The sequence below is a fragment of the Dactylococcopsis salina PCC 8305 genome, from assembly GCF_000317615.1.
Classification (GTDB): Bacteria; Cyanobacteriota; Cyanobacteriia; order Cyanobacteriales; family Rubidibacteraceae; genus Halothece; species Halothece salina.
The window spans coordinates 3,289,087-3,311,766 of sequence record NC_019780.1 but is presented as its reverse complement, the minus strand read 5'-3'; the positions used below and the strand labels follow the sequence as shown (position 1 = coordinate 3,311,766).

20 protein-coding genes are annotated in these 22,680 nt (G+C 42.2%); 10 read left to right on the top strand and 10 right to left on the bottom strand.

Annotated elements, in window-relative coordinates:
• Window positions 1-1,034 precede the first annotated feature (1,034 nt).
• Window positions 1,035-2,243, top strand: coding sequence for a GNAT family N-acetyltransferase (locus DACSA_RS15800; protein WP_015230713.1), 1,209 nt, complete (start codon window positions 1,035-1,037; stop codon window positions 2,241-2,243).
• Between the two features lie 52 nt (window positions 2,244-2,295).
• On the opposite strand, the gene DACSA_RS15795 is transcribed toward DACSA_RS15800, so the two are convergent.
• The 3 genes from DACSA_RS15795 to DACSA_RS18400 all read right to left on the bottom strand — a co-directional run bounded on the left by DACSA_RS15795 (window position 2,296) and on the right by DACSA_RS18400 (window position 3,324).
• Entirely contained in the window at window positions 2,296-2,499 is a 204-nt protein-coding gene (locus DACSA_RS15795) for a DUF751 family protein (protein ID WP_015230712.1), read from the bottom strand.
• A 146-nt stretch (window positions 2,500-2,645) separates the two neighbouring features.
• Window positions 2,646-2,996 (bottom strand): class I SAM-dependent methyltransferase, encoded by a 351-nt coding sequence (locus DACSA_RS15790; RefSeq protein WP_232225108.1) that lies wholly within the window; start codon window positions 2,994-2,996, stop codon window positions 2,646-2,648.
• The gene (locus DACSA_RS18400) at window positions 2,956-3,324 is read right to left on the bottom strand and encodes a hypothetical protein (RefSeq protein ID WP_015230710.1); all 369 of its coding nucleotides are present in this window, start codon (window positions 3,322-3,324) and stop codon (window positions 2,956-2,958) included. Before DACSA_RS18400 ends, DACSA_RS15790 begins: the two co-directional genes overlap by 41 nt.
• 105 nt (window positions 3,325-3,429) lie before the next feature.
• Here DACSA_RS18400 and DACSA_RS22920 point away from each other — a divergent pair, with 105 nt between their 5' ends.
• On the top strand, window positions 3,430-3,606 hold the full coding sequence (locus tag DACSA_RS22920) for a DUF6888 family protein (RefSeq protein WP_015230709.1): 177 nt from the start codon (window positions 3,430-3,432) through the stop codon (window positions 3,604-3,606).
• Window positions 3,606-3,830: a DUF6887 family protein gene (locus tag DACSA_RS15785; protein WP_015230708.1), complete on the top strand. Its 225-nt coding sequence runs from the start codon at window positions 3,606-3,608 to the stop codon at window positions 3,828-3,830. The genes DACSA_RS22920 and DACSA_RS15785 overlap by 1 nt, the downstream gene beginning before the upstream one ends.
• Before the next feature lie 15 nt (window positions 3,831-3,845).
• On the opposite strand, the gene DACSA_RS15780 is transcribed toward DACSA_RS15785, so the two are convergent.
• Window positions 3,846-4,811 carry a DNA-methyltransferase gene (locus tag DACSA_RS15780; protein WP_015230707.1) on the bottom strand — a complete coding sequence of 322 codons (966 nt, stop codon included), beginning with the start codon at window positions 4,809-4,811 and terminating at the stop codon, window positions 3,846-3,848.
• A 200-nt stretch (window positions 4,812-5,011) separates the two neighbouring features.
• On the opposite strand from DACSA_RS15780, the gene clpB reads away from it, so the two are divergent.
• The gene (gene clpB / locus DACSA_RS15775; protein WP_015230706.1) at window positions 5,012-7,639 is read left to right on the top strand and encodes an ATP-dependent chaperone ClpB; all 2,628 of its coding nucleotides are present in this window, start codon (window positions 5,012-5,014) and stop codon (window positions 7,637-7,639) included.
• 148 nt (window positions 7,640-7,787) lie between these two features.
• Here clpB and DACSA_RS15770 read toward each other — a convergent pair whose 3' ends face one another.
• Window positions 7,788-7,976, bottom strand: a complete 189-nt coding sequence (locus DACSA_RS15770; RefSeq protein ID WP_198007589.1) for a hypothetical protein — start codon at window positions 7,974-7,976, stop codon at window positions 7,788-7,790.
• Between the two features lie 634 nt (window positions 7,977-8,610).
• Here DACSA_RS15770 and gghA point away from each other — a divergent pair.
• Window positions 8,611-11,091 (top strand): glucosylglycerol hydrolase, encoded by a 2,481-nt coding sequence (gene gghA / locus DACSA_RS15765; protein ID WP_015230704.1) that lies wholly within the window; start codon window positions 8,611-8,613, stop codon window positions 11,089-11,091.
• A 131-nt stretch (window positions 11,092-11,222) separates the two neighbouring features.
• Here gghA and DACSA_RS15760 read toward each other — a convergent pair whose 3' ends face one another.
• Window positions 11,223-12,245 carry a CsgG/HfaB family protein gene (locus DACSA_RS15760; protein ID WP_015230703.1) on the bottom strand — a complete coding sequence of 341 codons (1,023 nt, stop codon included), beginning with the start codon at window positions 12,243-12,245 and terminating at the stop codon, window positions 11,223-11,225.
• Between the two features lie 208 nt (window positions 12,246-12,453).
• On the opposite strand from DACSA_RS15760, the gene DACSA_RS15755 reads away from it, so the two are divergent.
• Window positions 12,454-13,824 carry a GTP-binding protein gene (locus DACSA_RS15755; protein ID WP_015230702.1) on the top strand — a complete coding sequence of 457 codons (1,371 nt, stop codon included), beginning with the start codon at window positions 12,454-12,456 and terminating at the stop codon, window positions 13,822-13,824.
• Between the two features lie 310 nt (window positions 13,825-14,134).
• Here DACSA_RS15755 and DACSA_RS22755 read toward each other — a convergent pair whose 3' ends face one another.
• The 3 genes from DACSA_RS22755 to DACSA_RS15745 are packed head-to-tail and all read right to left on the bottom strand — an operon-like array spanning window position 14,135 to window position 17,232.
• Entirely contained in the window at window positions 14,135-14,605 is a 471-nt protein-coding gene (locus DACSA_RS22755; protein WP_332248586.1) for a WecB/TagA/CpsF family glycosyltransferase, read from the bottom strand.
• Between the two features lie 9 nt (window positions 14,606-14,614).
• A complete protein-coding gene (locus DACSA_RS22750) occupies window positions 14,615-14,914 on the bottom strand; it encodes a WecB/TagA/CpsF family glycosyltransferase (RefSeq protein ID WP_332248585.1) in 300 nt (99 codons plus the stop codon).
• On the bottom strand, window positions 14,911-17,232 hold the full coding sequence (locus DACSA_RS15745; protein ID WP_015230701.1) for a heavy metal translocating P-type ATPase: 2,322 nt from the start codon (window positions 17,230-17,232) through the stop codon (window positions 14,911-14,913). The genes DACSA_RS22750 and DACSA_RS15745 overlap by 4 nt, the downstream gene beginning before the upstream one ends.
• A gap of 203 nt (window positions 17,233-17,435) precedes the next feature.
• Between DACSA_RS15745 and DACSA_RS15740 the strand changes: the two genes are divergently transcribed.
• From DACSA_RS15740 to DACSA_RS15725, 4 genes are all read left to right on the top strand, one after another.
• The gene (locus DACSA_RS15740; RefSeq protein ID WP_015230700.1) at window positions 17,436-18,470 is read left to right on the top strand and encodes a PRC-barrel domain-containing protein; all 1,035 of its coding nucleotides are present in this window, start codon (window positions 17,436-17,438) and stop codon (window positions 18,468-18,470) included.
• 120 nt (window positions 18,471-18,590) lie between these two features.
• Window positions 18,591-19,682, top strand: coding sequence for a redox-regulated ATPase YchF (gene ychF, locus DACSA_RS15735; protein ID WP_015230699.1), 1,092 nt, complete (start codon window positions 18,591-18,593; stop codon window positions 19,680-19,682).
• A gap of 105 nt (window positions 19,683-19,787) precedes the next feature.
• A complete protein-coding gene (locus tag DACSA_RS15730) occupies window positions 19,788-20,702 on the top strand; it encodes a hypothetical protein (RefSeq protein ID WP_156800821.1) in 915 nt (304 codons plus the stop codon).
• A gap of 137 nt (window positions 20,703-20,839) precedes the next feature.
• Window positions 20,840-22,240, top strand: coding sequence for a DUF2157 domain-containing protein (locus DACSA_RS15725; RefSeq protein WP_015230697.1), 1,401 nt, complete (start codon window positions 20,840-20,842; stop codon window positions 22,238-22,240).
• Between the two features lie 136 nt (window positions 22,241-22,376).
• Here the strand turns inward: DACSA_RS15725 and DACSA_RS15720 are convergent, their stop codons facing one another.
• Complete coding sequence (locus tag DACSA_RS15720; RefSeq protein ID WP_041235539.1) at window positions 22,377-22,676, bottom strand: hypothetical protein; 300 nt, start codon at window positions 22,674-22,676, stop codon at window positions 22,377-22,379.
• Window positions 22,677-22,680: the final 4 nt, after the last annotated feature.

The following is a 22,680-nucleotide window of genomic DNA, read 5'->3' as shown; positions in this document are numbered from 1 at the left end:
ATCAACATTTTTTTTGATAAAGTCAAGTGAGAAGTTGGGGTAGTCTGTTTAAAATTGAACAAGACAGGGCTGTCTTCCCGAAGTTGCGTTAAAGAGAGCGTAAAGAAACGTTCGATCGAAGCAAAGAGTTGACATCAATTTTTGTAACGGGTGGGAAAACTCGATCGCGCTCCCTCTTGACAAAAACAGAATCCATCTGAAACTCAAACCCAGAAATTGATTCAGAAGGAAGTAAGAACAGAAAACTCGATCGCTTCCTCTTTTCCCGTCTCTGGATAGATTAGGAACAATAAACAGAAACGGAAACTTAATCAGAGTTACTTATATTGAGTTCAGTAAAGGGAAACGAATTTTGGGAAATCAGAAGACGTGGACTTGAACATCAACATTTTTTTTGATAAAGTCAAGTGAGAAGTTGGGGTAGTCTGTTTAAAATTGAACAAGACAGGGCTGTCTTCCCGAAGTTGCGTTAAAGAGAGCGTAAAGAAACGTTCGATCGAAGCAAAGAGTTGACATCAATTTTTGTAACGGGTGGGAAAACTCGATCGCGCTCCCTCTTGACAAAAACAGAATCCATCTGAAACTCAAACCCAGAAATTGATTCAGAAGGAAGTAAGAACAGAAAACTCGATCGCTTCCTCTTTTCCCGTCTCTGGATAGATTAGGAACAATAAACAGAAACGGAAACTTAATCAGAGTTACTTATATTGAGTTCAGTAAAGGGAAACGAATTTTCGGAAATTAGAAGACGTGGACTTGAACATCAACATTTTTTTTGATAAAGTCAAGTGAGAAGTTGGAGAATTCTGTTTAAAATTGAACAATACAGGTCTGTCTTCCCGAAGTTGCGTTAAAGAGAGCGTAAAGAAACGTTCGATCGAAGCAAAGAGTTGACATCAATTTTTGTAACGGGTGGGAAAACTCGATCGCGCTCCCTCTTGACAAATGAATTTTAATGTGTGGCTGAGTCTGAGACAGTAAATTACTGAGCTAAATTGCTAGGCTGTGTTTAGAAATTCAATCAGGCGCAATTGATGATGAAAAAACCTGATATCAGTTCTCCCTCTCAATACACAGTCCGTTGGCAAGAACAGATCGAAAACATCCCTCAATCCCAATGGGACGAGTTAGCATTACCTCTGTCCACCCCTTTTTTAGAATGGGAATGGTTACATAATTTAGAAAAGTCTGGAAGTGTTAATCCTCGTCAAGGATGGCAACCGTGTCACCTAACAATTTGGCAGAATCGGACATTAGTCGCAGCCGCTCCTTTATACTTAAAAGGACATAGTTATGGGGAATTTGTCTTTGATCAACAATGGGCAAATCTGGCTTACCGATTAGGAATAGAATACTATCCGAAACTGTTAGGAATGACTCCATTTACTCCTGCGGTTGGCTATCGGTTTTTAATCGCTTCTGGTGAAGATGAAACCTTGCTAACAGAAATCATGGTGAGAGCAATTGATGAATTTTGTGAGCGACAAAAAATCATGGGTTGCCATTTTTTATTTGTTGATCCAGAATGGAAACCGATTTTAGAACAAGCAGGTTTTAGCAGTTGGGAACATCACAGTTATATCTGGGAAAATTCAAATTTAAGTAGTTTTGATGAATATCTAAAACAGTTTAATGCCAACCAGAGACGGAATATTAAACGGGAACGAAAAAAAGTAGAGAAAGCAGGGTTGGAGTTAAAAGTTCATACTTCCGATGACATTCCCCATTGGATGTTTCCGTTAATCTATCAATTTTATAGTCGGACTTGTAACCAATTTTTTGGCATGAGTAAATATCTCAATCGTAAGTTTTTCCAACAACTTTATCCGAATTATGTTCATCGAGTGGTCGTCTTTGCGGCTTACGAAGAAGACAACACTCGTCCAGTGGGATTATCGTTTTGTTTGCGAAAAGGAGAAAATCTTTATGGTCGATATTGGGGATGTTTTGAAGAGTTTGATTGTTTACATTTCGAGGCGTGTTATTATAAACCTATTGCATGGTCGATCGAGCAAGGGATAAAAATGTTCGATCCAGGAGCGGGAGGAAGTCATAAAAGAAGAAGAGGGTTTCCCGCGAAAGCAAATTACAGCTTACATCGTTTTTATCATCAGCGTTTCAGTAAGATTTTCAACACTTACATTGAGGAAATCAACGCGATGGAAGAAGCTGAGATTGAAGCCATTAATCAAGATTTACCCTTTACAAAAAAGGAAATTGAACTTGATCCAAATCGGGTTTAATGAGAGACGAATTGATTTTGTAGGGTGGGCATTGCCCACCGAGTCATTAGAGTTAGATGGTGGTATAACCTAACATTCCTCTGAGAGTGAAAAAGACGAGGAAAAAACCACTGATGAGAATACCGATTAAGGCGGTTGCTGTTACTGGACGATTAAAAAGAGGTCTAATGCGTTCAAAAAGGGCAAAGAAAATGCCGAGACTGAAACTGATTAAATAGCGTGGATAACGAGAAACGTTCTGGAAAAATTCTTGCATAGGAAGTGAAAAAAATGATTAGGTCTTACCCTTTCTATTCTAATCATGGGAGATGGGGAAGATGGGGAAGATGGGGAAGAAAAATCGCTCCCTTGTCTCCCTTGTCTCCCATTTCCCCCTTGTTTCGCTTATAACTTACATATCCTTTACTGTGGACATTTATTCCCTTGTCCGCCAAATTCACCAACAAATCTTCCGTTATTTTTTAAACTTCGGTTCACTCCATTAATCACGGCAATATAATTTGGCATCCAATGCAGGGCGGCGTTAGAAAAAACTGCATCAAATTGCTGATTAAACTTAAGGTTTTCTCCACTTCCCACTTCCGCAGATAATCCTCTGTTTTGAGCGGTTTGAATCATACTTCTACTGCTATCTATGCCATGAACGATCGCGCCTGTTTGAGCAATTTTTAAGGTTAAAGTGCCGTCTCCACATCCTAAGTCTAAAATAGTGTTAATTTTCCCTTTGCTGTAATAATTTGAGAATTTCGACAATATCACCCTGACGGCGAGAAAAGTCCTCCATGCGTCGGTAAAAGTCAGCTTGAGCGTTGCTTAAATTGGCAATTGAGTTGGAGAGATTCGCCATTTCTTGATAAAGACGAGCGCGATCACGTTCACTGTTCCTGCGATCTTCACTTAAGGCTTCAATCGACTTGGCATTAGATTCAATTAATTTTGAGAGATTAGACATTTCTTGATAAAGATGGGCGCGATCGTGTTCACTTTCCCTGCGATCTTCACTTAAGGCTTCAATCGACTTGGCATTAGATTCAATCAGCTTTTCAATTCGACTCAGGCGATCTTCACTATCATTAGTCATTGTTTTAGTTAGTCAGATTATCGAGGCTATCAAGTTCTAATTTTAAACATTCACATTAACGCAGGTACGATAGAGTATGGATTGTAAGTGTGAGCGAGTCCATTAATGCCGAATGCTATTCAGTTGAAAGGCTTGTATCGTCTAAGCTACTGGCTGATGTATATGATGTTTCAGCCTATACATCTGGTCTGCATTGACCAAAGGACAAAAAATTTATTTATCTTAGCGGGAAGTGAAGAAGACCTAGAATTTCAAATTACAATAACAGGGGAAGTATTTTGATGAGTCCAATTGATTACAAAGCAATGTCCGATCACGAGTTAAAACAATATTTTCTCCAAAATCGTGACGACAAGGAAGCCCTCCAAGTTTACTTAGATAGAATTAACCAACACCCACATGAAGTGATCACCACTGTTGATGCTGCTGATTTCAATGAACGGATACAAGTTGCAGTTGAAAAGAAACGCCAAGGAGATACTTCTGAAGATAGGTTTCAGCGTTAAGACAATTTAATCAGGCTACTGTTTTTTTGCTTGAAATTGATTATTTAAACTGTTGCGTTCCCAAAAAACACCATCAGCATATCCTTGAATTGAACTATCTACTGAAACACAATTTAAGCGTTTCTGCGCCCAACAACAATACTCAAGGTTTTGTTCAATTCCAGAGAATTTGCGATCGAGTTTGCTGGCGACAACTGCGGTTGTTCCACTCCCTAAAAACGGATCAAAAACAAAATCTCCTTCCTCACTACTGGCTAAAATTAACTTTGCTATTAATTTCTCTGGCTTCTGTGTGGGATGATCTGTATTTTCAGGCATTGACCAAAAGGGAACCGTAATATCTGACCAAATGTTTGAGGGATGGGTTAAACGATAATTTCCAGATTTTTCTTCGTTCCAATCTTTTGGTTTTCCATTAACGCGATAAGGCGCGATCACTTTTCGCTTTAACTTTACCGCATCAACATTAAATTTATAGTCATTACTGACAGTACAAAACCAAATATCTTCGGTATTATTTTTCCAGTTGTTTTTTGCGCCTCTCCCTTTTTCTCTCTCCCATGTAATTCGATTTTGAACATAAAAATGATCGATAAGAATGGGAGCAATTAGCAGTGAAGTTTTCCAATCTGAACAAACATAGATGGTCGCATTATTTTTGAGTAAGGGTTTTATAGAATGAATAACAGTTTCAAACCAAGAAGTATAATTGGCTTTTTCTTTTTCTTTGAATAAATAGCCGTTGTAGTTTTTAGAAAGATTATAGGGTGGATCAAGAATTAACAGATCAACAAACTTTGAAGGGAGTAATGGTAATACCTGAAAGGTATCTCCTAGAATGATCTTATTGGAAATGTCTTCTAAGCTAACTGCATCTTTAATTGATAAAAGTTCCTTTGATAAAAATTGAATCTCTCTATCGTCACAGCTAAGTGTTCTATTTCTTGGTGCTTTCTTTTTCTCTTGTAAGTGATTACTCATACAATGGGGGCTTTCATCAATCAATTTTTTACAAATGATTTGGGATTGCTATATCAGTCACTGTTATTCATAACTGAATGATTTGAAGATAGAGATGGTTGAAACCCCTACCGAAAAGGGTTGGTTTTCTACCAGTGAGTCAGTTTTTAACTCACTAAGATCGGAATTAAAGGAAAATTTTATTGAAGGAGTTAAAAGTTATGCAACCGACGAATCCCAACCAGTTTACGGAAAAGGCTTGGGAAGCGATCGTGCGACTTCCTGAAATTGCCAAGCAAAACCAACAGCAACAAATCGAAAGTGAGCATTTACTAAAATCTCTATTAGAACAAGATGGGTTAGCCAGCAGTGTTTTTAGTAAGGCTGATGTCAGTGTTCAACGCTTGCGCGATCGAGCGGACGAGTTTATTGCTCAACAGCCGAAGATTTCCAACACAGGAGGATCGATTTATTTAGGACGAAGTTTAGATACACTGCTCGATCGAGCGGAGAAATTTCGTCAAAGTCTCGAAGACGAATATATTTCCATTGAACATCTCATCCTTGCTTTCGCTGACGACGATCGATTCGGAAAAGCATTGTACAAGGAATTTGGACTCAATGAAAAAAGACTAAAAACAGTGATTAAAGATATTCGCGGTTCACAAAAAGTAACAGACCAAAACCCAGAAAACAAGTATGAGGCGTTAGAAAAATATGGACGCGACTTGACAGCATGGGCGAGAGAAGGGAAACTTGATCCCGTGATTGGACGGGATGATGAAATTCGGCGTACAGTACAGATTTTATCCCGTCGCACCAAAAATAATCCTGTGTTAATCGGGGAACCTGGCGTGGGAAAAACCGCCATTGTGGAAGGATTAGCCCAAAGAATTGTTAGTCGAGATGTTCCCGAATCCCTGCGCGATCGAAAATTATTCGCCCTTGATTTAGGTTCATTAGTCGCAGGGGCAAAATATCGCGGTGAGTTTGAAGAACGTCTCAAAGCCGTCTTAAAAGAAGTCACCGAAGCAGCAGGTCAGATCATCATGTTTATTGATGAGATTCACACCGTTGTTGGTGCTGGTGCAACTCAAGGCGCAATGGATGCTGGTAACTTATTAAAACCGATGTTAGCGCGGGGAGAATTGCGCTGTATTGGCGCGACAACCCTTGATGAGTACCGTCAGCACATTGAAAAAGATGCGGCGTTAGAACGGCGTTTTCAAGCGGTGTATGTGGACGAACCGAATGTCACCGATACGATTTCAATTTTACGGGGTTTGAAGGAACGTTACGAAGTGCATCATGGGGTTAAAATTGCCGATCGATGCCTGGTGGCGGCGGCGATGTTGTCCGATCGCTATATTAGCGATCGATATCTTCCCGACAAAGCGATCGACCTAGTGGATGAATCTGCCGCGAAACTGAAAATGGAAATCACCTCGAAACCCGAAGAACTCGACGAGATCGATCGCAAAATTTTACAATTGGAAATGGAGCGTCTCTCGTTACAAAAAGAAGAAGACACCACCTCCAAAGAACGTCTTGAAACCCTAGAGAAAGAACTGGCTAATCTCAAAGAAGAACAAGACGAACTCAACGCCCAATGGCAAGCGGAAAAAGAAGTCATTGATCAGATTCGCAGCATCAAAGAAACGATCGATCAAGTCAACCTTGAAATCCAACAAGCGGAACGAGATTATGATCTTAATCGGGCTGCCGAATTACGTTATGGACGCTTAACCGAACTGCAACGACAGCGCCAAGAAGCAGAAAACAAACTTGAAGAAATGCAAAGCAGTGGACATACCCTGTTACGAGAAGAAGTCGCCGAAGCAGATGTGGCGGAAATTATCTCGAAATGGACAGGGATTCCGATTAGTAAATTAATGGCTTCGGAAAAAGAGAAACTGTTACATTTAGAAGACGAACTGCACGATCGCGTCGTTGGACAAGAAGAAGCCGTCCGTGCTGTTGCAGAAGCAATTCAACGGTCTCGCGCGGGATTAGCTGATCCCAATCGTCCTACTGCGAGTTTTATTTTCCTCGGACCCACTGGCGTTGGCAAAACCGAGTTGGCGAAAGCATTAGCGTCTAACCTCTTCGACACCGAAAACGCCTTAGTGCGAGTAGATATGTCGGAATACATGGAGAAACACGCCGTTTCTCGTCTCGTTGGTGCCCCTCCAGGTTATGTCGGTTACGAAGAAGGCGGACAACTCACCGAACCCATCCGCCGTCGTCCCTATTCTGTGATTCTTTTTGATGAAATTGAGAAGGCGCATCCCGATGTATTTAACATCATGTTACAAATTTTAGATGATGGTCGCCTGACTGACTCACAAGGGCGAGTGGTGGACTTCAAGAACACCATTATCATTATGACCAGTAACATTGGGTCAGATTTGATTTTAGATGTGTCTGGAGACGATTCTCGCTATGATGAGATGTACAATCGCGTCATGGGTGCGATGCGAGAAAACTTCCGTCCTGAGTTCCTCAACCGCATTGATGAAATTATTATCTTCCATGCTTTGCAGAAAGCACAGTTACGGGAGATTGTCAGATTACAAACGCAGTATCTCGAAGATCGTCTCAGCGAACAAAAACTGTCTTTGAAATTGTCCCAAGAGGCTCTAGACTATTTAGCAGAGATTGGCTACGATCCTGTTTATGGGGCGCGTCCTCTCAAACGTGCGGTACAACGTTATGTGGAAACTCCGATCGCAAAATCTCTGTTAAGAGGAGAGTTTAGTGAGGGCGATAGCCTCTTGGGGGATGTGGAAGATGAACGGTTGACGTTTAAGCGTTTACCAGTGGAAATGATGACGATTGTGCCAAATTAGGTAATGCGGTGTATTCGGGAACAATTGTTGGCAACGGCTTTAATCAATTGTTCCTCAATTCTTCCACAGCGTTTAGGAACTGTTAAGGGAAAGACACAATTTCTTTTTGTTGATCAAGTGTCATTCTCCTATGTATCAATAATGACCTTCATTCACCCCGACGATAAGCATCAATTTCAGTTTGGATATCCTCTTCACTTAAAGGGGATTCCTCGTGAAGGGCTTGGGTTTCTTTCAGTAACTTTTTGAAACGACTCGTTAAGTTCTCGGTTGGAGGATTTTCAGCAATTATGATGATCTCTACCTGTTGTCCTGGAGAGAATGGTAGATTCGACAATACTATCTGTTTTTGATCTGAAATGGTCAAATATTTCTTGTACGCATCCATACTCGATCGGAATCTGCTAACTTCTAATAGGTTATTTACTGAACATTAATTGACTTTTATAGATAAAGAGAGAGAGGTGCAGTCTCTCTTCAGTTCCCACATAATGGGATACTTCCCTGCACGGAGTTAAGTGTGCCTCGTCAATGTTATCTAGGCTTTTTACACTAATAGCACTGGTATCCTTGAATCACTTGAACCTGTTTAACTATCAGCGACAGAGCAGAAGGCTGGCTTGCACCTAAAGGTGTCCTGACCTAAATAACGTAGTCTGCCAAGAGACTTAGACTGGATTAACCGAACACAATCAACACGAATGTCAATTAATGTACAGTGATTGGGTTAGTCCCACGTTTACAGTGACAAAAGAACTTAAAAAGCAGGCTCTAGTCAGATTGTATCTTAACATTCAACAGGTTTAAGAGCAGGCTCAGGTAATTCCTTATAATTGGTGTTGGGTTACGCGTGGAGACGTGCCATGGCGTAGAGACGTTCCATGGAACGTCTCTACCCAACCTACTTTGTCTATTGTAAAATTAACGTTTAACTCGACCAAAAAATCGGTTTGTAGCGCGAACTCAGCAAAATGGCATCATCAACCCAAACCCCAATTCAACTAGAAGAAAAAGCCACTCAATCCCTCTTAGATTGGGCGTTAGCAGTGGATCACTCAGAACGGAGTTACTTGGAAAAAGGGGCGGCGTTAGCCCGTCGTCTTGGCGCCCATTATCGAGAGGATGGACTCACCGAAATTGGTTTTTGGACTCCAGAATTGACTGGGGAGGTGATGCGTCCCCGTGCGATTTATCTAGAAGTGTTTACGCCACAAACAGAGATTGATCTGCGACAAGTTAAGCAAACGGTAACATTTAAACGCGATCGCGTGCCAATGTGGCAACAGGGAGAATATTTCTGGGGCGTATTTTCTGGGATACAAGCGGGAACTCGTCACCAATTAGGAAGTCTCTATTGGTTACGTTATGTTGATCCGCGTGAAGAATTACAGATCGATCGAGATGTGGTCGCTTATTCCCTTCCTTTCGGTGTCTTCGGTCCGGCAGAAGTTTATGATCTCAACCGTTTGCAAAACCAACGTTCTGATCTCCCTTATTTCCAAGAAACCGCCAAACTTGATGCCGAAGGCAATATTCCCCGTGTTCCTTCTCCCTGTAACATCTTACAATTGCACGTGGGAACAGCGTCTTCCGAAGGCACATTAGAAGGCTTAACCAGAGTTTATCAAACCATTTCCGAGAAACTCAAAGCAGGACAACCCCTCACCGCCGCCGAAAATAATTATATTGGTTACGATGCGGTGCAATTACTTCCCATTGAACCGACGATCGAATATCGTGATGATTATACTCCCATCAGCGAGTTTTTCGACTTTCAGGAAAATGAAAATGAACCCCCTGACTCTGATCATCTTCCCCTCAGCGATGAAGTAGAAATCGCCTTAAAAAAACCCACCACTCAAGACTGGGGCTATGATGTTCCTATTATTGGTTCTAGCGCAACTAATCCAGCGATTTTAGGGAGTTTACGTCCTGATGAAGTCGTTGATTTTGTGGCGACGTTACATAACTTTTCAACCGGTCCCATCCAACTGATTTATGATTTAGTCTATGGTCATGCCGATAACCAAGCGGAACTTCTCATTAACCGTCAATTTTTGAAAGGTCCGAATATGTATGGACAAGACTTAAACCATCAGCTTCCGAATGTTCGTGCTATTTTCCTAGAAATGCAGCGACGGAAAATTAATACTGGTTCGGATGGAATTCGAGTAGATGGAGGACAAGATTTTCGCTTCTTTAATCCTCTTACGGGAAGAGTGGAACAAGATGACGCTTATTTGTTAGAAATGAGTGATGTCGTCCAAGAAATTGGTGAAAATAAACGCCTCATGTTTACCATTTTTGAGGATGGTCGTCCTTGGCCTGCGGAAGGTTGGGAAGAAATTTCAACCTATCGAGATTTAATTGAATTGAAACCAGAATCTTATCAATGGGGGCCGCTAATTTTTGCACATAATACACCCACTTTAGCTGGGTTTTGGGAACGAAAATGGCGACGAGTTTCGGAAGTGATGTATCAAGGCGATCGATGGATTACGGGTTGTGGAAACCATGACACAGTGCGACGGGGAAATCAAGTTGATCCACAAGAAAATATGAATTGGAATTTAGGAAATACACTTTCCGAAGTGTTAAAAAATGCCTACGATAATCCAGCGACTAATCTCTGGGTGTATGGATTTAGTCCAGGGATTCCGATGGATTTTATTAATGCTTTGATGCACGCACCTTGGATGTTTTTTCGGAATACGGATGAACGATATGGGGTGAAAGTTGTCTCGGAAGAAGTGGGTTTTTTAGATTGGCAAATCACCGAAAAAATCTATAATCAAGAACCGTTTTTCCGTCGTTTAAAGTCGTTGGGGTTTGAAACTTTAGAACAGTTACGGGAGTTTGGCAAGGCGTTGCAAATAACAATGATGGAACGGGATTATGATTTAAATGCGGTCATTGAAGCCTATCAATCTTGTTTAGGAGACAGTACAGATCAATGTGAGTTTCCTTTGTTAATGCGTCTCAATCGTCCCGAAATGATGCAGTTTTTAAAAGAGATTGATATTCCAAAATTAAAACAGTTTGCTTTGATGTTTATGGAGGATTGTTATCAGGTTTGTAATGTGAGTTTTTATGGAGAGGATTTAAGTCCAGAAAGAACAAAATTTAATTTGAAATTACGACAGTTTCGGAAGCAAAATCGCTGGTTACATGATAATTTAGTTCCAGGAAGCGATCGATTTAATAAAGTCAGCGAAGAAACTCACACAGTATTTTATGGGGTGCGAATGAATCCTGAAAACCACGAGGAACAAGTGGCGATGGTAACGCATCAAGGCGGTGAACCGATTACGGTAACGTTGGGCGATTGGCTACAATTAGATTTGAATCAGTGGGATTGCTCGATCGTTTCTCCAGGTTTAGAAATTGATGATCTCAGTTGTTTTCAATTAAAAGATTCGCAAGGGGTTTTACTTAAATTAAAAGGTAATTAGGGTTTGCTGAAAAAGTCCATTGGTTGGTTGAGTAAGGCAAGTTGCCTTAGGCTTGCATGCAAAAGGCAAATCGCGGATAAAATTAGGGACGAACGGCGGTTCGCCCCTCTATAAAAATTGTAAAAAAAAAACTATTCTGTAACCATAGGTTTAGCAACATCTCCTACTTTTGGAGGCGCCCCAGAAATGATTTCTCCTAAACTTGATTTCCCATCCACATCAGTTAGCTTTACTTCTGCCACTTGGGTGGTTAATTTCCGAAGAATTTCCCCTGTTTCCGGGTCTTTAATTTCGTCTGTCACCCGTTCAATAGATACCGTCATTCCTGTTCGATATCCCTGATTTGTACCTTTATTTAAAATGATTGTGCTACCTGATACATTCGCCACGATCGCATCGACTTGGGGAACTGGTTTTTGTAAAGTAGCAATGGCACTGGCTTCTTCTCCCATTGCATCACTAATTTCTTTGACAGCTTGTTCAGTGGCGAGGGTTAATAATTTCCCTTCGTTACTGGTGGAAGACCCTGCTCTAACCCCAAAAATGCTAACTTGGGTATCAGACTGGCTTTGATTGCCTTTACCGTCGATCGCATAAAGAATTTCTGCGGTACTGGTATCAATGACTCTCGCATTAATTGCAACCTCAGCATCAGTATCTTGAGTGGATGCACCAATCCCAAAAACACCGCCGCCTCCACTTTGTCGTTGTAAATCAAATTGAGTGACTGAACCAATAATAACCGCTCTTACTCCTAAAATTTTACCAATTTCTGCAGCGGTAGAAGCATCAATACGTCCTGACGCGCCTAAATTTTGTTCGGCTAAAATTGTTTCAATTTCGCTACGTTCAACGACAGTATATTTTCCTCCTTGTACTAACGCAGTCACTAAAATATCTGCTACACCATCGGCACCGCCAGGAATCAGTGATAATAAATTGGGACTGCCAACACTACTAAAATCAAAGTCAATAACAGCAATACGAGGTTTTTCTAGAGTATCTGAGTTATCCATGCTATCTTGAGCAAGGATAGTTTGAGATTTTGATGCGAGTGGAGTGGAATCAATGTTAAAAGATGAGGCAACACTGTTTTCAGTGAACATTAATGAACAAACGAATAAGACTGAAGATGTTAAGAATCGGTGTAACATGAATAATATATCCTAAAAAGAAACAATTAGAGAATCGGAAGAACACCTAAAATTTTATCACTTCTACTTTTGAATTGAATGATTATTGGTGGAATTTTGAATACTCTAATACTTGGTAAAGCGAAATGAAGATTGATTAGTTTTTGGGTGCTGATTCGTTATAATTAAACGACGAATACAGACATGAATTTGCACTTTTGTGATTGCAATGACCGCCAATTCTTCTTCCCAACAAACCCATTTTAATCAAGCTCGTGCGAGTTTATCTCAAGCTCTATCTTGGTATGGTAACAGTCGCCGTCATGGCAAATCGTTTCCGAACAGTGAATTACAAGCGGCGGTGAAAGAGGATTTACAAATCATTAAAGCAGCTTACGAAAAACTTGATGAAACAGTGATTCGCATTGCAACGTTTGGGTTAGTCAGTCGCGGTAAATCGGCGGTTGTCAATGCTTTGGTGGGGAAAAAGGTGATGACCACAGGGCCAGTGAATGGGGTGACTCGTTGGCCCCAAACCATCCGTTGGACTCCGTCTAGTGGTAAAGTACAGATTGAGTTGATCGACACGCCAGGTTTAGATGAGGTAGAAGGGGAGGAACGAGCGGCAATGGCGCGAACGATCGCGCAACAAGCGGATTTAATTCTGTTTATTGTTGCGGGAGACATCACGCGCACTGAGTATCGAGGATTATGTGAACTGAGAGAGGCAAAAAAACCGATTCTGTTGGTGTTTAATAAGGTTGATCTCTATCCCGACAAGGATCGACAGGTGATTTACCAGCAGTTGCGCGAGTTGGGAACGGGAAAGGAAAAGGACGAGTTGACAGAATTATTATCGCCTCAAGAAATTGTCATGGTGTCAGCAGAACCTGCGCCGCTTTATGTGCGAGTTGAACAAGCGAATGGTGAGATTAGTTACGAACGGGAAGAACAACCGCCACAAGTGGAAGCGTTGAAAGAGGCAATTTTAAGTATACTGAATCGCGAAGGTCGATCGTTACTGGCTTTAAATGCACTGTTACAAGCACAAACCGCAGAAAATCATATTGCGACGGAAACCATGCGGTTACGTCAAGAAGACGCGGAAACCTTAATTTGGAATTATACCCGATATAAGGCGATCGCGGTGGCGGTGAATCCGATCGCGATTGTTGACCTCATTGGAGGAACGGTAGCTGATTTGGCGTTAATTCGGGGGTTAGCGCGACTTTATGGCTTACCGATGACAAGTTATGAAGCGGGGAAACTATGGCGACGGATTTTAATCAGTTCTGGAAGTTTATTATTAGGGGAAATGGGAACTGGGGCGCTGTTGGGGTTAGGGAAAAGTGGTGCGATCATTGGCAGTGGTTTCGGAACCCCAGGGGCGATCGCCTCTTATGCAGGATTAGCCGCCACTCAAGGCGCGATCGCAGGTTTTGGGGCTTACAGTGTGGGAAAAGTCGCGCAGGAATATCTGAAACAAGGTTGCAGTTGGGGTCCATTAGGTCCGAGTACCGTCATTAAAGATATTCTCTCCCAAGTGGAGGGAGACACGATTATTTATCGTTTAAAACAAGAACTAATCAGTTGGGTGTAGGTGTAGGTTGGGTGGAGTTTACGAAACCCAACATCAATCAAGGTGTAGTTGGGTGTAGGTTGGGTGGAGTTTACGAAACCCAACAAAATTTGTCCTTCGTCCTTTGTTCTTTGTTTTCCAATGACCAATGACTAATGACTAATCGGTGTTGGGTTACGTTATCTCTCCACCCAACCTACTTTTGATCTACTACCTAATGACTAATTGGTGTTGGGTTACGTTATCTCTCCACCCAACCTACTTTTGATCTACTACTAATCGGTGTTGGGTTACGTTATCTCTCCACCCAACCTACTTTTTTGAGTAAGTCTTAGGTTCGATCGAATCTCATTAAAGACCTTCCCCAATACTGAATCAACTGTAAAGCAAACAAAATAACAAACAAAGGATTATTAAGCAAATATCTTCGCCAAAGTCGTCTCGGTTCGGTGGCGAAACGATATAACCATTCTAGTCCGAGTTTCATTAACCAGCGAGGGGCTTGAGATACTTCTCCACTATGAAACGCAAACGCAGCCCCCACCCCAATCATCACCGCGTTAATTTTCCCCACCTGTTTTGCCATCCATTGTTCTTGTTTCGGACATCCCAAAGCTACAAAAACGATCGATGCGCCAGATTCATTAATCACTTTAATATCCATTTCTGCTTTTCTGGCAGTCGGGGGACGAAAAGGGGGAGCATGAGAACCTGCAATGATTAACTCAGGATACCACGCTTTTAAGTTACGTTCCAATTTCGCAAGGATTACAGGATTTGCCCCATAAAAATAAATACTCACTTTTTCTTGTTAAGCGCGATCGCAGCACACCAACATCAAATCTGCAGCATCAACCCGTTTTTGGTTTTTAATACCTAACAAACGTAACGTCCAGACTAAAAGCATCCCATCAGGAGTCACTAAAGCCGCATGATTAATAATGGTTTGATAGGACTTTTGCCAAAACCCTGTCATCACCAAATGAACATTCGCGGGGATAACATAACAACTGAGTTTTCTTTTCCCCCAAGCCATAATGTCGGCGACAGCCTCTTGAGAGTTGGTGGCGTGAATCTTACTGTTAATGACTCGTCTTACAGAATGTGTCATTCCTCTGCATTACGGAATCGTTTTAAGAATAGGGAATTTGTTACTACGATAACCGAACTCAACGCCATTAAAGCCGCTGCCATCGCGGGACTAAGTAAGAGGTTATATTTAGGTAATAAAACTCCTGCAGCTAAGGGAATAGTAATGACGTTATATCCTAATGCCCAAAAGAGATTCTGACGAATTTTATTGAGGGTAGCGAGACTTAAACGGATGGCAGTCATCACATCAGAAACGCGATCGCGCATCAAGATGATCGAGGCGGTTTCTAAAGCCACGTCTGTTCCTTGAGCGATGGCAATTCCCACGTCTGCTTGTGCTAAAGCGGGAGCATCGTTAATCCCATCTCCGACCATTCCCACTCGCTGACCTTGAGCTTGTAAAGATTGTATCACCTGCGCTTTTTCTTCGGGATGCACGCCTGCGATCAGATTATCGGTGGTTAAATTTAAAGCATGAACGATCGCGCGGGCGACTCTTGCTTGGTCTCCTGTCAATACTATCACCCGAAAGCCCATTTTTTGCAACTGGGAAACCGTTTCGATCGCATCAGGGCGTAAACAATCCTTAAGGGCGATCGCCCCTGCTAATGCGCCATTAATCCCCACATAAACCACCGTTTTTCCCGTCGCTTCTAACTTCTCTCCAGAAAGCGCAACGGAGTCTGGAATCACAATCCCCTTCTCTTCCAACCATTGGGAATTACCCACAATTACATTTTGCTGCTCGATCGTCGCACTCGCCCCAAAACCAGCCTTCGTTTCCTCATCTGCTGTCGGTAACAAAGAAACCCCTTGTTTCTCTGCTTCTGTCACAATCGCCGCCGCTAACGGATGATTCGTTCCCTGTTCCACCGACGCAGCGAACTGTAATAACGTCTCTTTTTGCAAATCAGGCGTTGTCACCACCCAATAATCTGTCACCTGGGGTTTCCCTTCCGTCAACGTTCCCGTCTTATCAAACACCAACGTATCCAAGCGATGGACATTTTCTAAAACATCTCCTCCCTTCAACAATAACCCTTGTTTCGCACCAACTCCAGTTCCTACTAAAATCGCCGTTGGTGTCGCCAAACCTAGCGCACAAGGACAAGCAATCACTAGCACCGCAATCATCAGCTTGAGACTCAATAACAACGGACTGGTTTCTAGGGTTACGGCTGTCCAAACATTCGTTCCCACCGAATACCAGAAGAGGAACGTCAACAGCGCGATCGCCATCACCCCATAAGCAAAATAGCCCGCCACCTGATCCGCCAACTGTTGCACCGGTGCTTTACGCATTTGGGCATTTTCCACCGTAGCAATAATTTTCGCTAACGTGGTATCTTTCCCCACCTGCGTTGCTTTTAGTGTCACCGCACCCGTTAAATTAATCGTTCCCGCTTGTACCGATGCTTCAGGTTGTTTTCTCACGGGCATTGACTCACCCGTCAACATGGACTCATCGACAGTGGTTTCCCCCTTGATCACCTCACCATCCACAGGAAACTTCTCTCCAGGTAACACTTTTAACCATTGTCCCACCTGTACTGTCCCCACCGGCACTTCCATCATCTTGTCTTCTTGCTTCGGTGTCGCTTTTACCAGACGTGCGGTTTGCGGTTTCAGAGACACTAAAGCCGACAAAGCCGCCCCAGCTTCTCCTCGCGCGCGTTGTTCTAGGGTGCGTCCGAGTAAAATGAAACCTAAGAGCATTACGGGTTCATCAAAAAAACATTCCCATCCCAGTTGCGGAAAAATTAAAGCGACACAACTGGCGATGTAAGCGCTCAGTGTTCCCAGAGCAATTAAACTGTTCATGTTGGGGACACGATTCCATAATCCTTTTCCCCCATCAATAATGATTTCTCTGCCAGGTAAAACAAGCGCCAGAGTTGCTAATCCCCAATGAAACCAGATGTTACTTAATAGGGGAATCTCAACCCCAGTTAAATGTTTAAGGTGTCCGATTGCAGAAAGGAGGATTAAACCCCCAGCAATGGCGAGTTTTTGTAGATTTTCTTGATCGGCTTGTTGTCGTTTTTCTTCGTAACTGTTGCCAGCTTCGGCTTGATTGGTATCGTGGAGTTGTGAGGGAAACCCTTTCGCCGTCAGTTGCGCGGCGATCGCTTCTAAATCCGCTCGATCGGGCTGATATTGTACAATTGCGGTAGCAGTAATCAGGTTGACTTGGGCGGCGATTACCCCTGTTTGTTGTTCAATTTGTCGTTCTACCGCATTGACACAACCAGCACATTTCATGCCATCTACATCGAGGGTAATAGTTTTTTTATTCTCTTGGGAAACTGGAGAGGTTGCTTTTGAGGAAACTTGCATCAGCTTTATCAATTCACCTGTACATGATCTCATTATTACAGGTTTACCATTCCTTAAAACAGAAACTTCCGTTTTCCTCAACCTTCGATAAGGTAAGATCGATCGGTAGTAGGATATAATAAATTCCTTTCTGGGAAAAGTAAAATTAAGCTAACTATATATCTAAGACGAACTGCGAGATCAAGGACTAGCAGAACAAAAAAATGACAACTGAATTCAATCGTTTACGCTCTGAAGTTATCAACACCCAAGTCATCACCCGTAACAGTGGAAAACGCCTAGGCGTAGTCAAAGAAATGTTAGTCGATATTGACCGCCGAGAGGTGGTGGCGTTGGGACTGCGAGACAACTTGATCTCCGTTGCTGGAATGCCACGTTATATGTATCTAGAAGATATCACTCAAAGCGGTGATGTGATTCTAGTTGAAGACGAAGAAGTCATCGAAGACGTGGAAATTGAAGCACTGAGTGCTTTAATCAATTGCGAAGTCATTACCGAAGACGGAGAAATGTTGGGGCGCGTTCGTGACTTTCAATTCAACATGGAAGATGGGAAAGTGTCTTCTCTCATCATCGCTTCTTGGGGATATCCTCAAATTCCCGACCAAGTGCTGAGTACATACGAACTCCCCATTGAAGAAATTGTCAGTAGTGGTCCGAAACGAGTGATCGTCTTTGAAGGAGCAGAAGAACGTCTCAGTCAGTTAACCGTTGGTCTCCTAGAAAGAATTGGACTCGGAAAAGCCCCCTGGGAAAAAGACGACGACGACTTGTATTATACGCCACCAACCGCTCGTCCTGAAAATCAATTAGGAACTGGCTTACCCGAACGCGCTCCCGAACGTCCTCCCATTCGTACCGAACCCAGAGAAACGCGAGAACCCATCCGCGAACCCGCATATCAAGAACCCATTCCAGAAGAAGAACCCGTTTACGAGGAAGCATGGACAGAAGACGAATGGGAAGAACCCGAACCTCTCCCCCGTCGCGAAGAAGAGTCAGTACGCTATCAAGAAGCGGTGTTAGAAGAAGATAATTGGGGAGATAGCGATACTCCTTATGAAGAAGACTATCAGCCACAACCGCTCGATCGACTACAACAAGATGACGAAATCGAAGAAGATGTTTGGAGAGATGAAGATGACACTTATGTTCCTCCAAAAGTGAATCTTCCCGAAAAACCAAAAGCAAAAGACAAAGAGAAAGAACCCGAATATGAGGAGGAAACAGGATATTAAATAAAAAGTAGGTTGGGTAGAGACGTTCCATGGAGCGTCTCTACGCGAAACCCAACACCAACTATAAGCAATTACCTGAACTTGATATAACAAATAAAAATAATTAACACTTTATAAACAATGCTTAGAGCAGGAATCGTCGGACTTCCTAACGTCGGAAAATCAACCCTTTTTAATGCCCTTGTTGCTAACGCCAAAGCCGAAGCGGCGAACTTTCCCTTTTGTACCATTGAACCAAATGTCGGTGTGGTTTCTGTTCCCGATGAACGGTTAGAAATATTAGCTGAAATCTCCAAGTCTCAGCGCATTGTTCCCACTCGCATCGAATTTGTAGATATTGCGGGATTAGTTGCGGGTGCGAGTAAAGGAGAAGGATTAGGAAACCAATTTTTAGCAAATATTCGAGAAGTGGATGCCATTGTTCATGTAGTTCGTTGCTTTGAAAGCGATGATATCGTCCATGTTTCTGGTTCAGTTGATCCCGTCCGTGATATTGAAGTCATTAATTTAGAATTAGCTTTAGCAGACTTATCACAAATTGAAAAACGGATCGCTCGCACTCGCAAAGATGCGAAGAAAAACAAAGACGCACAAGTCGAATTAGAACTGTTAGAGAGACTGGAAGCGGCGATTAATGAGGGGAAAACTGTTCGTCAGGTGGATTTAAATGAAGATGAAGAGGCGATCATTAAACCGCTTGGTTTACTCACTAAAAAGCCGATTATTTATGCAACTAATGTGTCTGAGGAAGACTTAGCAACGGGGAATCAAGCTGTAGAAAAAGTTAGGAATTTAGCGGAACAAGAAAACGCTTCCGTCGTCGTGATTTCTGCACAAGTCGAATCAGAATTGATTGAGCTTTCTGAGGAAGAAAAAACCGACTTTTTAGACTCTTTAGGCGTAACCGAAGGCGGTTTACAGTCTCTAATTCGAGCAACCTATGATTTGTTAGGATTGCGGACTTATCTAACAACAGGTGAAACGGAAACTCGCGCTTGGACAATTCGCGCTGGAATGAAAGCACCACAAGCCGCAGGAGTGATCCATTCTGATTTTGAACGGGGATTTATTCGCGCTGAAACCATTAGTTATGAGAAATTGGCAGAAATACAATCTTTAGCTGCTGCTAGGGAAAAAGGACTGATTCGATCGGAGGGTAAAGAGTACGTTGTACAGGAAGGGGATGTGATTGAGTTTCGTTTTAATGTGTGATTTATACTTCAAGGCGATCATATACGGAAAAGAAACTGTCATCTTACTCATTACCAATGGAAACGTACTGTTTTAAAATCAGAGCCTAATTCCTAAAAATAAATTGTGAGGAGTGAGTTGATGATTTTAGGAAATAAATTAGGTACGTCTTTATTTGGGTTGGCTGCTGTCACGGCTTTAGTTGCACAGCCTGCGATTGCAAATCCTGAAGTGGGAAAGAAAGCATCAGAACTAACTCAATATTCTAATTCTGCTTCTGACCTTTTTACCGCTTACGATCCCGTTGATTTAGAAGAATTTTGCGATCGATATCCCTATAACTCTCGTTGCGCCAATCGACCTCGATCGACCCCTGAACCTGAACCTTCCCGTCGCCGTCGTTCTAGTCCCACGTCTGATGTGAACAGTGGTTTTGCAGTGACTCCAGAAATAAGCACATTAGGCTTAGGCGCATCCGTTAGTTATGGCGTAACTCCCCAGTTAAATGGAAGACTTGGCATTAATGGCTTTTCTGTAGGAGTTGATGTAGAAGACACAGATGTCACCTATGATTCTGATGTCAACTTGTTCAACATTTCCGCCGCTGCAGATTATTATCCTATTAGAAATTCTGGATTTAAGGTGTCTGCTGGATTAGTCTTTAACGATAACAATATAGATGGAACATTAAATGCTACTGATGGAACAACAGTTGATCTGGGTGATGGTAATAACTTTACCGTAGGCACAGAATTTAGTTCTCTTGATGCAGACGTTGAATTCCCCAATGAAATCGCGCCCTATATCGGTATTGGTTGGGGAAATCCAGTGCGACCAGGTAGTCGTTGGAGTTTTAACGTCAATTTAGGAGTAATGTTCCCTGGTTCTCCAGAAGTCAATATCGAAGCGAATGATGTTCCTGCAGCTAACCAAAATGATGTGAATGCAGCCATTGCCGAAGAAGAAGCAGAATTAGAAAACGAACTCGATAACTTCGATATTTATCCCGTCTTCAGCTTAGGAGTTTCCTATCAATTCTAATTGAATCAACAGTCGGGTGGGCAATTGCCCACCATCAAGATTATTCATTCTTTTTTCTGCCCAATCATCGATCGACCCCACCAAAAAATTACAATTGATTTAGGATGATTATGACTTAACTCCCCAAAATCATAATTATGAGTTCCGAGAAGTTTCGCCAACAATTAAAACAAGAAGCAGAAAAATGGCAAGCAGAAGGATTAATTAATACCTCGATTTTCCAACAACTGGCGGAACGATATCAATTTCAATCATTAGAAACCAGAAACCAAAACCGTTTTGTAGTTGTTTTATTCGGTTTAGGAGCAATTCTTCTCGGTTTAGGAATTATTACACTGGTTGCCGCTAATTGGCAAGGTTGGTCGCGCAATCTGCGAGTGGTTTTACTGTTAAGTGTCTTCCTTACTGTGAATTTAGTCGGTTTTTGGGGATGGTCGTCTCAACAACCCCGATGGCGACGTTTAGGGAAAGGACTGCTTTTATTAGGAGCTTTGATTTTAGGGGCAAATTTAGGCTTAATGTCCCAAATGTTCCATCAAAGTGGAGCCGTTTATGAACTCTATTTAGTCTGGGGAATTGGAGTCTTAGCAATGGCTTATGGCTTACAATTTTCTTGGCTTGCCATTCTGGCGATTTTGCTTTTCGGAATTGGTTATTGGTGGGGACTTCCTGATTTTTTTAGCATCACCGCAAGAGGGACTTTTTTCTCGTTAATGCCCTATATGCCTCTCTTTTCGATGGTTGGTTTTATTCCTCTAGCTCATTTATGTCAATCAAAATGGGTTTTCTTCTGGGGAGTGATTGCGGTGGTTTCCGCTTTGGAAGTAACCGTTCTTCAAGAGTTATCTTCGGTTTTTGCTGATTCTCCGCTTTTAGCTGGAGGAATGATTGCTGGGGCGATTTCTCTCCCTCCGTTGCTCTTGTGGGGCTACGATTTTGGCAGCAGAAACACCCATTTTCAGTTGAGAACAGTTACTCGTCCTCTCTCTATTTTTTTTCTGGTTGGAGTGTGTTATTGGTTTTCCTTTCACTATGTATGGGTGGATTTTTCTTTAGTGAGAGAGAATAACAGCAAACTTAATTATGCTCCCAGTCTCCTACAGATTTTAATTTTTGCTAGTCTGACTCTTTATAGCTGGTGGAAATTAGGACAAAATTCTAATGCGCCTTGGCGATTGAGATTTAATAGTACATTAGTGGCAGTAACGAATTTAACCACTGGATTAGTAACTGGGGTGACAGTTGCAGGATTAACGTTTCCTCAATCGGTTTTAATTCTGACTGTAATTTATAATCTTATCCTCTTTTTTAGCTCGATCGCGCTGATTCGTCAAGGATTAAACCAAAGTGTTCGCCTAAACTTTTGGGTGGGGTTAAGCCTTCTAACCTTACAAGTAATTTCTCGGATGTTTGAGTATCAAACGGGTTTAATTTGGAAAGCAGTGATTCTCCTACTTTGTGGTTTGAGTATTCTCATCGCTGGCTTTTGGTTTGAACGTTATCTTCATCAGACCTCATTACCTTCTCAAAGAGAGTAATTATCAAACTTTTAAAATCAGTAGAAATACTAAAGTTTGATATTCAAATCACAATTATGTTGTTTTAAAGTTTCGATCGCATTTTTTCTCGTTGTAATACCATTTTGAGAACCTGATGCTACAGTATCGATAGGATTTAATTTGGACGATGAGAACGGTTTTGGGTTTTGCGAAGGGGAGGGAGAGGACGCGGTGAGTCGGAACTGGTGAGATAACGACGGGGGGTGGCTCTCTCGGAGATGGTGCGTCCCTGATATCCTTGCCACCATCGTAGCGCGATCGCGCTCCCTCCCACAATTAGCCCTAAGCTCAACAATGTCCAACGTTCCCCAACCCCACCGATGATTGCGTTGACTAAGCCAACGGTAAAGATAAAGGCTGTAATTGGTTCTTTACGATAAGCACGGGTAATCAAGCGAGATAAGGACATATTCATGCTT

Bases quoted from the DNA above. Each gene is read 5' to 3' on its own strand.
- DACSA_RS15800 (WP_015230713.1), top strand. From the start codon at position 1,035: ATGATGAAAAAACCTGATATCAGTTCTCCCTCTCAATACACAGTCCGT.
- DACSA_RS15795 (WP_015230712.1), bottom strand. From the start codon at position 2,499: ATGCAAGAATTTTTCCAGAACGTTTCTCGTTATCCACGCTATTTAATC.
- DACSA_RS18400 (WP_015230710.1), bottom strand. From the start codon at position 3,324: ATGACTAATGATAGTGAAGATCGCCTGAGTCGAATTGAAAAGCTGATT.
- DACSA_RS22920 (WP_015230709.1), top strand. From the start codon at position 3,430: ATGCCGAATGCTATTCAGTTGAAAGGCTTGTATCGTCTAAGCTACTGG.
- DACSA_RS15785 (WP_015230708.1), top strand. From the start codon at position 3,606: ATGAGTCCAATTGATTACAAAGCAATGTCCGATCACGAGTTAAAACAA.
- DACSA_RS15780 (WP_015230707.1), bottom strand. From the start codon at position 4,811: ATGAGTAATCACTTACAAGAGAAAAAGAAAGCACCAAGAAATAGAACA.
- clpB (WP_015230706.1), top strand. From the start codon at position 5,012: ATGCAACCGACGAATCCCAACCAGTTTACGGAAAAGGCTTGGGAAGCG.
- gghA (WP_015230704.1), top strand. From the start codon at position 8,611: ATGGCATCATCAACCCAAACCCCAATTCAACTAGAAGAAAAAGCCACT.
- DACSA_RS15760 (WP_015230703.1), bottom strand. From the start codon at position 12,245: ATGTTACACCGATTCTTAACATCTTCAGTCTTATTCGTTTGTTCATTA.
- DACSA_RS15755 (WP_015230702.1), top strand. From the start codon at position 12,454: ATGACCGCCAATTCTTCTTCCCAACAAACCCATTTTAATCAAGCTCGT.
- DACSA_RS22750 (WP_332248585.1), bottom strand. From the start codon at position 14,914: ATGACACATTCTGTAAGACGAGTCATTAACAGTAAGATTCACGCCACC.
- DACSA_RS15745 (WP_015230701.1), bottom strand. From the start codon at position 17,232: ATGCAAGTTTCCTCAAAAGCAACCTCTCCAGTTTCCCAAGAGAATAAA.
- DACSA_RS15740 (WP_015230700.1), top strand. From the start codon at position 17,436: ATGACAACTGAATTCAATCGTTTACGCTCTGAAGTTATCAACACCCAA.
- ychF (WP_015230699.1), top strand. From the start codon at position 18,591: ATGCTTAGAGCAGGAATCGTCGGACTTCCTAACGTCGGAAAATCAACC.
- DACSA_RS15725 (WP_015230697.1), top strand. From the start codon at position 20,840: ATGAGTTCCGAGAAGTTTCGCCAACAATTAAAACAAGAAGCAGAAAAA.
- DACSA_RS15720 (WP_041235539.1), bottom strand. From the start codon at position 22,676: ATGAATATGTCCTTATCTCGCTTGATTACCCGTGCTTATCGTAAAGAA.